Source organism: Pseudomonas sp. GW823-FHT01D03, assembly GCF_058798255.1.
This window is the reverse complement of record NZ_JBXAKK010000001.1, coordinates 1,355,371-1,369,102: the sequence shown is the minus strand read 5'-3', so window position 1 is coordinate 1,369,102 and position 13,732 is coordinate 1,355,371. Positions and strand designations below refer to the sequence as shown.

The 13,732-nt window shown below is 59.7% G+C and carries 13 protein-coding genes; 3 read left to right on the top strand and 10 right to left on the bottom strand.

The annotated features are described in order from the left end of the window. Position 1: 1 nt before the first annotated feature. Positions 2-343 carry a phage holin family protein gene (locus tag AC1RBR_RS05965; protein WP_095138376.1) on the bottom strand — a complete coding sequence of 114 codons (342 nt, stop codon included), beginning with the start codon at positions 341-343 and terminating at the stop codon, positions 2-4. 525 nt (positions 344-868) lie between these two features. Next, entirely contained in the window at positions 869-1,612 is a 744-nt protein-coding gene (locus tag AC1RBR_RS05960) for a LexA family transcriptional regulator (RefSeq protein ID WP_202369560.1), read from the bottom strand. A gap of 200 nt (positions 1,613-1,812) precedes the next feature. Here AC1RBR_RS05960 and mutS point away from each other — a divergent pair, with 200 nt between their 5' ends. Further along, positions 1,813-4,395 (top strand): DNA mismatch repair protein MutS, encoded by a 2,583-nt coding sequence (gene mutS, locus AC1RBR_RS05955; protein ID WP_027611048.1) that lies wholly within the window; start codon positions 1,813-1,815, stop codon positions 4,393-4,395. Positions 4,396-4,558: 163 nt separating this feature from the next. Next, a complete protein-coding gene (gene fdxA / locus AC1RBR_RS05950) occupies positions 4,559-4,882 on the top strand; it encodes a ferredoxin FdxA (protein WP_003222178.1) in 324 nt (107 codons plus the stop codon). 613 nt (positions 4,883-5,495) lie between these two features. Here fdxA and rpoS read toward each other — a convergent pair. The 8 genes from rpoS to AC1RBR_RS05910 form a co-directional block, all read right to left on the bottom strand. Then, positions 5,496-6,503: an RNA polymerase sigma factor RpoS gene (gene rpoS, locus AC1RBR_RS05945; protein ID WP_095138373.1), complete on the bottom strand. Its 1,008-nt coding sequence runs from the start codon at positions 6,501-6,503 to the stop codon at positions 5,496-5,498. A 105-nt stretch (positions 6,504-6,608) separates the two neighbouring features. After that, on the bottom strand, positions 6,609-7,490 hold the full coding sequence (locus tag AC1RBR_RS05940) for a peptidoglycan DD-metalloendopeptidase family protein (RefSeq protein WP_115986308.1): 882 nt from the start codon (positions 7,488-7,490) through the stop codon (positions 6,609-6,611). Positions 7,491-7,702: 212 nt separating this feature from the next. After that, positions 7,703-8,338: a protein-L-isoaspartate(D-aspartate) O-methyltransferase gene (locus tag AC1RBR_RS05935; RefSeq protein ID WP_169841266.1), complete on the bottom strand. Its 636-nt coding sequence runs from the start codon at positions 8,336-8,338 to the stop codon at positions 7,703-7,705. 41 nt (positions 8,339-8,379) lie between these two features. Then, positions 8,380-9,129: a 5'/3'-nucleotidase SurE gene (gene surE / locus AC1RBR_RS05930; protein WP_095138371.1), complete on the bottom strand. Its 750-nt coding sequence runs from the start codon at positions 9,127-9,129 to the stop codon at positions 8,380-8,382. Beyond that, the gene (truD, locus tag AC1RBR_RS05925) at positions 9,117-10,175 is read right to left on the bottom strand and encodes a tRNA pseudouridine(13) synthase TruD (protein ID WP_095138370.1); all 1,059 of its coding nucleotides are present in this window, start codon (positions 10,173-10,175) and stop codon (positions 9,117-9,119) included. The genes surE and truD overlap by 13 nt, the downstream gene beginning before the upstream one ends. Next, positions 10,172-10,645: a 2-C-methyl-D-erythritol 2,4-cyclodiphosphate synthase gene (ispF, locus tag AC1RBR_RS05920; RefSeq protein WP_492563416.1), complete on the bottom strand. Its 474-nt coding sequence runs from the start codon at positions 10,643-10,645 to the stop codon at positions 10,172-10,174. The genes truD and ispF overlap by 4 nt, the downstream gene beginning before the upstream one ends. Positions 10,646-10,688: 43 nt before the next feature. Then, on the bottom strand, positions 10,689-11,534 hold the full coding sequence (gene fghA, locus AC1RBR_RS05915; RefSeq protein ID WP_492563414.1) for an S-formylglutathione hydrolase: 846 nt from the start codon (positions 11,532-11,534) through the stop codon (positions 10,689-10,691). 65 nt (positions 11,535-11,599) lie between these two features. Further along, the gene (locus tag AC1RBR_RS05910) at positions 11,600-12,712 is read right to left on the bottom strand and encodes an S-(hydroxymethyl)glutathione dehydrogenase/class III alcohol dehydrogenase (RefSeq protein WP_492563412.1); all 1,113 of its coding nucleotides are present in this window, start codon (positions 12,710-12,712) and stop codon (positions 11,600-11,602) included. A gap of 115 nt (positions 12,713-12,827) precedes the next feature. Between AC1RBR_RS05910 and AC1RBR_RS05905 the strand changes: the two genes are divergently transcribed. Further along, on the top strand, positions 12,828-13,724 hold the full coding sequence (locus tag AC1RBR_RS05905) for a LysR family transcriptional regulator (RefSeq protein ID WP_095138366.1): 897 nt from the start codon (positions 12,828-12,830) through the stop codon (positions 13,722-13,724). Positions 13,725-13,732 lie beyond the last annotated feature (8 nt).

Here is a 13,732-nt window from a genome sequence, read left to right as displayed (position 1 = left end):
GTTACTGGGGATCGCGCGGCGGGGGAACTTCGCAGACGCCGATGCGCTTGGCGGCCCAGCGTTCGTACAGACCGATGGCGACGTCGGCCCCGGCCATGGCGGTCAGGCAACCGAAGGCACCGGCGGCCCAGATGGATAGCCCGGCGGCGTACAGCAGCATGATCGCCGAGACGCCGCAGATCATGCAGGCGCCGGAGCGCAGGGCCAGACGCCGCAGCAATGACCAGCCGCGGGCGCCCTCCTTGTCGGCGCGCCACATTTCGCCGGACACCCCGCCCACTACAGCGAGGAGGATGACCAGCCAGATCGGCATGTCCGCCAACGCTTGTTGCTCGGTTGTCATGTCACGCCTCCTGGTTCAGTTGATGAGTGTTGTGTGTTGGGTTCAAGCGATGTCTCTTCAGGTAGGCATTCCAAAAAGCCCGGCAATTACGCCGGGCTTTTCAGTAATGCGCTCCTTCGCCTTCCTTCAAATCCTGTAATCGAGAAGGAAGCTGACTTTTCGGCGCTACTGGCGCGGTACGAGTCCATTCAAATTGTTTTTCCGACCGCGGTCCCTGCCCGCCGGATAACTGCTTCTGGTGCTTTACGCTGCACACCCGGGTCAGTTGCCAACCCTCTGAACCGTTGAGGCCGGTTCATCGCTGCCTGTTCTTGTGGAACTAAAGAGCTGTTGTTGCCAGCCGCTTTGTCGAGCGGCTTGGTGGCAAGAATATGCATGGATGCATATACAGTCAATGCATAAATGCATTTATTTATGCGCAATAAATGCACAGCTGCATGCAGCCCGCATAAATAAAGGGTTCGAGGGTTTTGTTAAGACGAAAAAAAACCCGTCATGAGACGGGTTTGCTGTGGAGGGGATTGCCTATCGGGCGTACATGCCCCACCAGAAGACGTGACCGAGGATGACGATCTGCTCTTCCTGCATGTCCTGGAAGCTGTAGTCCTCGTCCGGATGTTCATCACGGTTGAAACTGCGCAGACGGATGCCGGTCGGCAGGCGGTAGAGCTGCTTCACGCGCAACTGACCGTTGTGGTTGATCGCGTACAGGTCGCCATCAATGATGTCGCCGATGCCGCACTTGCCGGCATTGACTCCGACCGTGGCGCCGTCACGCAACACCGGCATCATGCTGTTACCGCGCACCGTCACGCATTTGGCTTGGTCGAACTGCACACCGTTATGGCGCAGGCTGCGTTTGCCGAAGCGCAGGCTAGAGCGTTCGCTCTCTTCGATGACGAATCTTCCTGATCCAGCAGCCAATTCAACCTCGCGAAGAAAGGGCACCGACACCTCGTCGTCATCGACAGGGGTATCGTCGTCCCACAGGCTTATGTCCTTGAGTTCCGCATGCACGTCATCGCGCGCGCCACCGGTCGCAATCGCGACGTCTGCGCGGCCGCGCAATTGATCAGTGCTTACATTGAAGTATTCGGCAATCTTCGAAATGTGTTTATCCGAAGGATCGACGATCTTCCCGCTGAGAATCCGCGAGAGCGTTGATTGAGGCACGCCGGTGCGACGGTGGAGCTCCGTGGGGGAGATCCCGTGCTGGTCGAGCAGTGCTCTTAAGACGGAGGATACGTTGCGTTTTTGCATAACGCGCATAGTGCTTGAAGTTTTTTCCGAAGACAAATGCTGATTTGCATAAATCATGCATAAATCACAATTAAACGCAGAAAGTGTCAGCCGGCCGTCATGCCTGCGTCGAGCCGACCGCCCATGGTAACCTTGCGCCCATCGCGGAAAAGCCCGGCGGTTGCCCTCGCTTTTGCCCTACATCATTTAACGAGTTACCTGACAATCCGATGAATAAAGCCGTCTCCGACCTGTCCTCCCACACCCCGATGATGCAGCAATACTGGCGCCTGAAGAATCAGCACCCGGATCAGCTGATGTTCTATCGCATGGGCGACTTCTACGAGATCTTCTATGAAGACGCGAAGAAGGCTGCCAAGTTGCTCGACATCACCCTGACCGCACGTGGTCAGTCGGCAGGGCAAGCGATCCCGATGTGCGGGATTCCTTACCACGCGGCGGAAGGTTACCTGGCGAAACTGGTCAAGCTCGGTGAGTCGGTGGTGATCTGCGAGCAGGTCGGCGACCCGGCCACCAGCAAGGGCCCGGTGGAACGTCAGGTGGTGCGCATCATCACCCCGGGTACGGTCAGCGACGAAGCGCTGCTCGATGAACGCCGCGACAACCTGATTGCCGCAGTACTCGGCGACGAGCGTCTGTTCGGTCTGGCGGTGCTGGACATCACCAGCGGCAACTTCACTGTGCTCGAGATCAAGGGCTGGGAAAACCTGCTGGCGGAGCTGGAGCGGGTCAACCCGGTGGAGCTGCTGATCCCGGACGATTGGCCGAAAGACCTGCCGGCGGAAAAACGCCGTGGTGTGCGTCGTCGCGCGCCGTGGGATTTCGAGCGTGATTCAGCGCTGAAAAGTCTCTGCCAGCAGTTTTCCACACAAGACCTGAAAGGCTTCGGTTGCGAAACCCTGACCCTGGCCATCGGCGCCGCCGGTTGCCTGCTGGCCTACGCCAAGGAAACCCAGCGCACCGCCCTGCCCCATCTGCGTAGCCTGCGTCATGAGCGTCTGGACGACACCGTGGTGCTCGACGGCGCGAGCCGCCGCAACCTGGAACTGGATACCAACCTGGCCGGCGGCCGCGACAACACCCTGCAATCGGTGGTTGATCGCTGCCAGACCGCAATGGGCAGCCGTTTGCTGACCCGCTGGCTGAACCGTCCGCTGCGCGATCTGACCGTGCTGCTGGCGCGGCAGACCTCGATCACTTGCCTGCTCGACGGCTACCGCTTCGAAAAGCTGCAGCCGCAGCTCAAGGAAATCGGCGACATCGAGCGGATTCTCGCGCGGATCGGCCTGCGCAACGCGCGTCCCCGTGACCTCGCTCGCCTGCGCGATGCTCTTGGTGCCCTGCCGCAACTGCAAGTGGCAATGACCGACCTCGAAGCGCCGCACCTGCAACGCCTGGCGACCACCACCAGCACCTACCCGGAACTGGCGGCGCTGCTGGAAAAAGCCATCATCGACAACCCGCCAGCGGTGATCCGCGACGGCGGCGTGCTGAAAACCGGTTACGACAGCGAACTCGACGAGTTGCAATCGCTGAGCGAAAACGCCGGCCAGTTCCTTATCGATCTGGAAGCCCGGGAAAAGGCCCGCACCGGTCTGGCCAACCTGAAAGTCGGTTACAACCGCATTCACGGCTACTTCATCGAACTGCCGAGCAAGCAGGCGGAATCCGCCCCGGCCGACTACATCCGTCGCCAGACCCTGAAGGGCGCCGAACGCTTCATCACACCGGAGCTGAAAGAATTCGAAGACAAGGCGCTGTCGGCGAAGAGCCGTGCCCTGGCCCGCGAGAAAATGCTCTACGAGGCGCTGCTGGAAGATCTGATCAGCCAGTTGCCACCGCTGCAGGACACTGCCGGCGCATTGGCCGAGCTGGATGTGCTGAGCAACCTTGCCGAGCGTGCGCTGAACCTTGATCTGAACTGCCCGCGCTTCGTCAGCGAGCCATGCATGCGTATCACCCAGGGCCGTCACCCGGTGGTCGAGCAGGTGCTGACCACGCCGTTCGTGGCCAACGACCTGAGCCTGGATGACAACACCCGGATGCTGGTAATCACCGGCCCGAACATGGGCGGTAAATCCACCTACATGCGCCAGACCGCGTTGATCGTACTGTTGGCGCATATCGGCAGCTTCGTGCCGGCGGCCAGTTGCGAACTGTCGCTGGTGGACCGGATCTTCACCCGGATCGGCTCCAGCGACGACCTGGCCGGCGGTCGGTCGACCTTCATGGTCGAGATGAGCGAAACCGCCAACATCCTGCACAACGCCACCGAACGCAGCCTGGTGCTGATGGACGAAGTCGGCCGTGGCACCAGCACCTTCGATGGTCTGTCCCTGGCATGGGCCGCCGCCGAGCGTCTGGCGCATCTGCGTGCCTATACTCTATTTGCCACACACTACTTCGAACTGACCGTGCTGCCGGAAGCCGAGCCGTTGGTGGCTAACGTGCATCTGAATGCCACCGAGCACAACGAGCGCATCGTATTCCTGCACCACGTGTTGCCGGGGCCTGCCAGCCAGAGCTACGGCCTGGCGGTGGCACAACTGGCCGGCGTGCCGAGTGAAGTGATCGTGCGTGCCCGTGAGCACCTGAGCCGATTGGAAGACACCGCATTGCCGCATGAAGCGCCCAAGCCTGCCGTCAAAGGCAAGCCGGCCGTTCCGCAGCAGAGCGACATGTTTGCCAGCCTGCCGCATCCAGTGCTCGATGAGTTGGCGAAAGTGGATCTCGATGACCTGACCCCGCGTCGAGCGCTCGAATTGTTATATGCACTTAAGAACCGGATCTAAGCAGCGAAGAACCGGATATAACGCAAACGGCTTCAAGCTGTTAGAATCTCGCGCGGTTTGGGATGCTGCCGGCTAATAGCCTGGCTGGCAGACATCGCTCCCGAACCTGGCGACCCCAACCGTGAAGGGGCTACGCTGCCGCCGCCTGAGGAGAAAATTAGAAATGACCTTCGTCGTCACCGACAACTGCATCAAGTGCAAGTACACCGACTGCGTAGAAGTCTGTCCGGTGGACTGCTTTTACGAAGGCCCGAACTTCCTGGTAATTCACCCGGACGAGTGCATCGACTGCGCCCTGTGCGAACCGGAATGCCCGGCCGTGGCCATTTTCTCTGAGGACGAAGTTCCAGAGGATATGCAGGAGTTCATTCAACTCAACGTTGAATTGGCTGAAATCTGGCCGAACATCACCGAGAAGAAAGAATCGCTGCCGGATGCCGAAGAGTGGGATGGCGTCAAAGGCAAGATCAAAGACCTCGAACGCTGATCTGTCGCGCGTTACCAAAAGGCCCCTTGCGGGCCTTTTTGCTTTTTCGGATTTTACTTTTCTACAGGCAAAAAAAGGGGCGGTTTGACCCGCCCACATTTTTTCCCTATTCCCTGTATTCCTTTTCATCGTCCTGATGAATCGCGTCCTGCGATGTCCGTTCCCCTCTTCCTTGAAGGGCGTGTCTATCCGTCGACACAGTGCTGATACTAAAGAGTTCCCCGCCGGGAGCAATCGGCCTCGCGGGCTGAAAATCGCTGTAATAAGCACTTCACCTTACAAAATAAGCTTATTAATCAACTAGTTAAATACGCCAGCCGTGAGCAATCGACGTCTGCCGTCCTGCAAAAATAGGGAACGCTTACGAAAGAGTAAGCCAAGGCTTACACCGCGAGACTACAAACGATGGAAATGCTAACCGTATGTCCGGCAGTGAACGTTGTGGCGAGGGAGCTTGCTCTCGCTTGAGCGCGCAGCGCTCGTGAATCTTTGTGGTTGCTGCGCAACCCGGCGGGAGCAAGCTCCCTCGCCACAGACAGTATTCAGCCAATATTCGAGCAATAAAAAAGCCCCGAACCAGTCGGGGCTTTTAATGGGTGGGCGTCAGAGGCGCTTACTGGAACAGCGACTCGCTCGACAGGCCATTCTTCTCAAGGATTTCGCGAAGGCGCTTGAGGCCCTCCACCTGGATCTGCCGCACCCGCTCCCGGGTCAGGCCGATCTCCAGGCCTACGTCTTCCAGCGTGCTGCTCTCATGGCCGCGCAGGCCGAAGCGGCGTACGACCACCTCGCGCTGTTTGTCGGTCAGTTCCGAGAGCCATTGATCGATGCTCTGCGACAGGTCGTCGTCCTGCAGCAGTTCGCATGGATCGGTCGGACGGTCATCCGTCAGGGTGTCCAGCAGGGTTTTATCCGAATCCGGACCCAGCGAGACGTCGACCGAAGAAACCCGCTCGTTCAGGCCGAGCATGCGCTTGACCTCGCCCACCGGTTTTTCCAGCAGGTTGGCGATTTCTTCGGGTGAGGGTTCGTGATCGAGCTTTTGCGTCAGCTCTCGTGCGGCCCGCAGGTACACGTTGAGCTCCTTGACCACATGGATCGGCAGCCGGATGGTCCGGGTCTGATTCATGATCGCGCGCTCGATAGTCTGACGAATCCACCAGGTCGCGTAGGTCGAGAAGCGGAAGCCGCGCTCGGGATCGAACTTTTCCACTGCGCGGATCAGGCCGAGGTTGCCCTCTTCGATCAGATCCAGCAGCGACAGCCCCCGATTGACATAACGCCGGGCGATCTTCACGACCAGCCGCAGGTTACTTTCAATCATGCGCTTGCGCCCCGCCGGATCGCCACTTTGCGACAGACGCGCAAAGTGAACTTCTTCCTCGGGGGAGAGCAGTGGAGAAAAGCCGATTTCGTTGAGATACAGCTGCGTGGCATCGAGTGCCCGGGTGTAGTCGATGTACTTGTGTTGTTTAAGTGAAGCGGAGTGTTTGGATCTGGAACGAACGGAAGGTGGAGCAGCCCCTTCATCATTCGACATCGAATCCGAATCGATGCCGGCCTCCATAAGGAGAACCTCATCGTCGATGTCAAACTCCGGCACTTCTTTACTGAGAGCCATTGTTATAGTCCTTTGGTGAGTTCGACCCCAAGCTCAAGCGACGCCTTTATCCTTGGCAGCGCTGGAGCCTGTCCCCTCTACGCGACGGAACAGGCTGGCCTCAAATCAACGTCTGGGCAGGAACTGCAGCGGATCTACAGGTTTACCTTGGCGGCGAATCTCAAAATGCAGTTTCACCCGGTCTGTACCCGTGGACCCCATTTCGGCAATTGTCTGTCCGACCTTGACCTGCTGCCCCTCCCGTACCAACAGCCTGCGGTTATGTCCGTAGGCACTGACGTAGGTTTCGCTGTGTTTGATGATGACTAATTCGCCGTAGCCCCTTAAGCCACTCCCGGCGTAAACCACCGTCCCATCAGACGCAGCTAAAACAGGCTGTCCCAAATCTCCGGCGATATCAATTCCTTTATTCAAACTACCGTTTGAAGAGAATTTTCCAATCAGAATGCCATTAGATGGCCATCCCCAGCCGGTCGGGGCCGGGCCCGGTGGAGGCATCGGAGCCGGGGTCGATTTGTTCGCGACGGACGGTGCAGCCCCCGCAGAACCTGCCTTGGAGCCGGTCACCGTGGTGGTCGTGGTGCCATTCGCCTGACGCCGGATTACCGTGGTTTTGCTTGAAGACGATGGTGAGGAACTGCTGTTGCTCACCACCGCCGTCGGCGTTGAACCGGTGCGACCGTCGAAGCGAATTGTCTGACCCGGGTGGATCGTATACGGCGTAGGAATATTGTTCCGGGCCGCGAGGGCTTTGTAGTCCCAGCCGTAGCGAAAAGCGATGGAAAACAGCGTATCGCCCGGACGGACTACATACTGCCCGGTCGTGACGGCAGGACGCTGAGCCGCTGCACTGTTGCGATCGACCACCCGCACATTGCCCGATTTGGTGCTGGAGCAACCGACCAGCAAGGTGCTCAATACAAGGCCAGTCACCAGGCGCTGAAAGCTCGTGTTACCCATACGCTGCGCAATGACTGTGAGACTCACCCGCCGCTCCCTTTGTGGTGGCTGAAATATGTGGAATGCCGAATCGCGGCAAGTAGTGTCGCAAGTATAACGGGCTGAACAGGCTTTACCGTTAAAGATGCGAAAACGCGACACGCACACGTTTGCCCGTGGATATTTCGTCGCGTTTAAACCAACGCTGCCGGTGTAAGACACAGGCCAGCGCAAGGAATTCAGCGCCCGCAAACAAATGCTCAGGCCAGCGGGCCATTGAGCAACGGCACGAAGCGCACCGCCCCCAGAACGTGACGGGAAAAGCCGTGTTCTTCGCGCACGATCAGCATCAGTTGCTGCACTTCCCCCGAGCCGACCGGAATCACCATCCGCCCACCCGGTGCCAGTTGATCGAGCAAGGCCTGCGGTACATCGGTCGCGACTGCGGTGACGATGATGCCGTTGTATGGCGCCAGCGCCGGCCAGCCTTCCCAGCCATCGCCCCAGCGGAACACCACGTTGCGCAGGTTGAGTTCGACCAGGCGCTCCTTGGCCCGATCCTGCAAGACCTTGATGCGCTCGACCGAGAATACCCGCTCAACCAGTTGCGACAGCACTGCGGTCTGATAGCCCGAACCGGTACCGATCTCCAGCACCTTGTCCAGCGGCCCCGCCTCCAGCAGCAGTTCGCTCATGCGCGCCACCATATAAGGCTGGGAGATGGTCTGGTTGTGGCCGATCGGCAGCGCAGTGTCTTCATAGGCGCGATGCGCCAGCGCTTCATCGACAAACAGATGACGCGGCGTACGGCGGATCACTTCCAGCACCTTGGCGTTGGACAGGCCTTCTTCATATAGACGCTGGATCAGACGTTCACGGGTGCGTTGCGACGTCATGCCGATGCCGCTGCGCAGCCTGTCTTCGTGTTCACGAGCCATCAGCGCAGTCCCTCCAGCCAGCCATCGAGACTTCTGAAGGCATCATTGAAGGTGCGGTCGAGCTGCAATGGCGTGATCGACACATAACCCTGCATCACCGCATGAAAATCGGTGCCCGGGCCGCCGTCTTCGGCGTCGCCGGCAGCGGCAATCCAGTAGCCGGCCTTGCCACGCGGGTCGACCACTTTCATCGGCGCTGCCGCGCGGGCGCGATGGCCCAGACGGGTCAGCTGAATGCCGCGAATATGGTCGATCGGCAGATTGGGAATGTTCACGTTCAACACCGTGCGCGGCGGCAGGTCCAGCCCGGCGTGGGCTTCGACCAGTTTGCGCGCGAAATGTGTTGCTGTCGCCAGATTGTCCACTTGCCGCGAACACAGCGAGAAGGCGAACGAAGGGCGCTCGAGAAAGCGCCCTTCGAGGGCAGCCGCCACCGTGCCGGAATACAGCACGTCATCGCCCAGATTGGCACCAAGGTTGATCCCGGAAACCACCATGTCCGGCTCGCGCTCCAGCAGGCCGTTGAGGCCCAGGTGCACGCAGTCGGTCGGGGTACCGTTGAGGCTGATGAAACCGTTGGCCAGGTATTGCGGGTGCAACGGACGGTCGAGCGTCAGCGAACTGCTGGCGCCGCTTTTGTCCTGCTCCGGGGCGATAACCACGCACTCGGTGTAATCCGCCAGCGCAGCATAAAGCGCGGCGAGACCGGGTGCGGTTACCCCATCGTCGTTAGAAATCAGAATACGCATGGGCTGTCCGTCTGCCCCACCGGCACCAGATCAACGAGTTCGCGCACCAATACGGTGGCGAAGCATCCGGCCGGGAGGACGAATTCCAGTTGCAGAATGTCAGGCTGGGGATAATGCCACGACAACCCGCCAATGGGCAGCCGCAGGATGCGACGTTCGTGGCTCATTCCGGCATTGATCAACCAATCGCGCAGATCTGCCTCACGCTCGGCAATCCCCTGCTCCAGATCGTGGACAGCGCCAGCGGCAGGTGAGTCACCTTCGCCCCACTGCGGGCCGGTCGGGTGCAGGTCGAGAATCGCCAGGCGCGGATCGCTGCATTCGGCAACGCCCGCCGGGAAGAAACTGCGGCTGTCGGTGAACGCCAGCAGATCGCCGACCTGTGCCTGCTGCCAGGTGCCATCGGCAACCCGAGCGGCCAGTACCTGATTGAACAGAAAACTGCGCGCCGTCGATAGCAGCCGCGAGCGCACATTGCGCTGCTCCGGTAGCGCCTTGCGCGCCGCCCAGGCACGCGCATCAACGACGTTACCGCCGTCATGGCCGAAACGCTGGGCGCCGAAATAATTGGGAATGCCTTGCTTGGCGATCAGCTGCAGACGCTGTTCGATCGCGTCCTTGTCGCCGGCAAACTGAGTCAGGCGCAAGGTGAAGCCGTTGGCCGAATGCGCGCCACGTTGCAGCTTGCGCTTGTGCCGGGTGGTCTTGAGGATCTTCAGCGTGTCGTTTTCCGCCGCCGAAAGATCCGGGTCAGCCTTGCCCGGCAGTTGCACGCTGAACCACTGGCGGGTTAGCGCCTGACGATCCTTGAGCCCGGCATAACTGACGGTGCGCAACGGCACGCCGGCTGCCTTGGCGATTCGCCGCGCTGCTTCTTCGGTGTTCAGGCCACGTTTTTCGACCCAGATCCACAGGTGCTCACCATCGCCGCTGAACGGGATGTCGAGCACTTCATCGACCTGGAAATCTTCGGCGATGGCTTTCAGAACCGCAGTGCCGAGCGGTTCGCCATAGGCCCGCGGGCCAAGCAATTGCAGTTCGTTCATGCGCGCAGCAACAAGGCAACGGAATGCACGGCGATGCCTTCTTCGCGACCGACAAAGCCTAGCTTTTCGGTGGTGGTAGCTTTCACGTTCACTTGATCCAGTTCAACTTGCAGATCGGCGGCGATCAACGCGCGCATCGCTTCGATATGCGGGGCCATTTTCGGTGCCTGAGCGACGATGGTGTTGTCGACGTTGCCGACTTTCCAGCCCTTGCCGTGGATCAGCACGACCACATGCCGCAGCAGCGCGCGACTGTCGGCGCCCTTGAATTGCGGGTCGGTGTCCGGAAAATGTTTGCCGATATCACCCAGCGCGGCCGCGCCGAGCAAGGCATCGCTCAAGGCGTGCAGCAGGACGTCACCGTCGGAGTGAGCGAGCAGCCCGAAGCCGTGTGCAATGCGCACGCCGCCCAGAGTAATGAAATCGCCTTCAGCGAAACGGTGAACATCGTAGCCGTGGCCAATACGCATAAAAAAACGCCCCGATTTTTGTCAGGGCGTGATTCTACCTGCATTAACCGCGCAGGGCTTGTGCGTGATGCTGCAAGTGGTCGTCAATGAAGCTTGAGATGAAGAAATAGCTGTGGTCGTAGCCCGGTTGCAGGCGCAGAGTCAGCGGATGACCCGCTTGTTTTGCAGCTTGTTGCAGGGCTTCGGGTTTGAGCTGGGTGGCGAGGAAGTCATCGCGATCACCCTGATCGACCAGCAACGGCAGTTTTTCGTCGGCTTCAGCGATCAGCGCGCAAGCATCCCATTCTTTCCACTTGGAACGATCTTCGCCCAGATAGCGGGAGAATGCTTTCTGCCCCCACGGGCAATCCATCGGATTGTTGATTGGCGAGAACGCCGACACCGACTGGTAACGCCCCGGGTTGCGCAGCGCGCAGACCAGTGCACCGTGACCGCCCATGGAGTGGCCGCTGATGCTGCGTTTGTCTGACGCCGGGAAATGCGCTTCAACCAGTGAAGGCAATTCCTGCACGACATAGTCATGCATCCGATAGTGGCGCGACCATGGTTCCTGCGTGGCATTCAGGTAGAACCCGGCGCCGAGACCAAAATCCCAGGCGCCATCAGGATCATCCGGCACATCCGGGCCGCGCGGACTGGTGTCCGGCGCGACGATGATCAGGCCCAGTTCGGCCGCCATGCGCATCGCCCCGGCCTTCTGCATGAAGTTCTCGTCGGTGCAGGTCAGACCCGACAGCCAGTACAGCACCGGCAGCTTGCCGCCCTGCTCCGCTTGCGGCGGCAAGTACACGGCGAACACCATGTCGCAGCCAAGCACGTCGGAACGGTGGCGATAGCGCTTGTGCCAGCCGCCGAAACTTTTCTGACAAGAGATGTTTTCCAGACTCATGTAAAGACTCCTACGCGGTCCCGGCTACACCCTTTCAAGGTCTGTAGCCGGGGCGTCGCGATTGATCAGAAATGAATGACGGTACGGATGCTCTTGCCTTCGTGCATCAGGTCAAACGCCTTGTTGATATCTTCCAGGCCCATGGTGTGGGTGATGAAAGTATCCAGCGGGATCTCGCCGGTCTGCGCCATGTCGACGTAGCTTGGCAGCTCGGTACGGCCACGCACACCGCCGAACGCCGAACCGCGCCAGACGCGACCGGTCACCAACTGGAACGGACGGGTCGAAATTTCCTGGCCGGCACCGGCAACACCGATGATTACCGATTCGCCCCAGCCCTTGTGGCAGCACTCCAGCGCAGCGCGCATCAGTTGCACGTTGCCAATGCACTCGAAGGAGAAATCGACGCCGCCATCGGTCATGTCGACGATCACTTCCTGGATCGGACGATCGAAGTCTTTCGGGTTGACGCAATCGGTAGCGCCCAGCTGTTTGGCGATTTCGAACTTGGCCGGGTTGATGTCGATGGCGATGATGCGTGCGGCCTTGGCCTTCACTGCACCAATCACGGCTGACAGGCCGATGCCGCCCAGACCGAAGATCGCCACGGTGTCACCCGGCTTGACCTTGGCGGTGTTGAGCACTGCACCGATACCGGTGGTCACGCCGCAACCGAGCAGGCAGACCTTTTCCAGCGGCGCATCCTTGGCGATTTTCGCCACGGAGATTTCCGGCAGTACGGTGTATTCCGAGAACGTCGAAGTACCCATGTAGTGGAAAATCGTTTGGCCCTTGTAGGAAAAGCGCGAAGTGCCGTCCGGCATCAAACCTTTGCCCTGAGTAGCACGAATCGCCTGACACAGGTTGGTCTTGCCCGACTTGCAGAATTTGCACTGGCCGCATTCCGGGGTGTACAGCGGAATCACGTGGTCACCGACGGCGACCGAGGTTACGCCCTCGCCAATGGCTTCAACGATCGCCCCACCTTCGTGGCCGAGGATCGACGGGAAGATCCCTTCCGGATCCGCACCGGACAAGGTGTAGGCATCGGTGTGGCAAACCCCGGAAGCCACCACGCGCAGCAACACTTCACCGGCTTTGGGCATGGCGACATCGACTTCTACGATTTCCAGCGGCTTCTTGGCCTCGAAGGCAACGGCGGCGCGCGACTTGATCATGCTGACTCTCCAGTGAATCCATTGAATAAAAAACCAGACCGGCAGTGTAGTTCAGCGCCAACTGATTAATAATCAGGACAAATGCAAAATATTATTGCTGTACAGGGATAATCAGATGTCCGAAAACCGTTGGGAAGGTATCGACGAGTTCGTCGCCGTCGCCGAATGCAGCCAATTCACCGCTGCGGCCGAGCGCCTTGGGGTTTCTTCCTCACACATCAGTCGACAAATCGTACGGCTGGAGGATCGATTGCAGACACGCCTGCTCTACCGCAGCACCCGTCGCGTGACCCTGACCGAAGCCGGACAGACCTTTCTGCAGCATTGCCAGCGTCTGCAGGACGGTCGCGAAGAAGCCCTGCGCGCGGTCGGCGACCTGACCAGCGAACCAAAAGGCATGCTGCGCATGACCTGCGCCGTGGCCTATGGCGAACGGTTTATCGTGCCGCTGGTGACGCGGTTCATGGGGCAATACCCGCAACTGCGCGTCGACATCGAGCTGAGTAACCGTCAACTCGATCTGGTGCATGAGGGACTGGATCTGGCGATCCGTCTGGGCCGGCTGCAGGATTCACGACTGGTCGCCACGCGTTTGGCACCACGGCGCATGTATCTGTGCGCGTCGCCTTCCTACGTGGAACGGTATGGCCGCCCACACAGCTTGTCGGAACTGAGTCGGCACAATTGCCTGATCGGCAGTTCGGATCTGTGGCAACTGGAACAGAACGGCCGGGAATTTTCCCAGCGCGTACAGGGAAACTGGCGCTGCAACAGTGGGCAAGCAGTGCTGGATGCGGCGCTGCAAGGGGTCGGCCTGTGTCAGTTGCCGGACTATTACGTGCTCGAACATTTGCACAGTGGCGCGTTGATTTCGCTGCTGGAGGCGCATCAGCCGCCGAACACGGCGGTGTGGGCGTTGTATCCACAGCAGCGGCATTTGTCGCCGAAGGTGCGCAAGTTGGTGGATTTTTTGAAGGAAGGGTTGGCCGAGCGGCCGGAGTATCGGAGCTGAGTGATGGG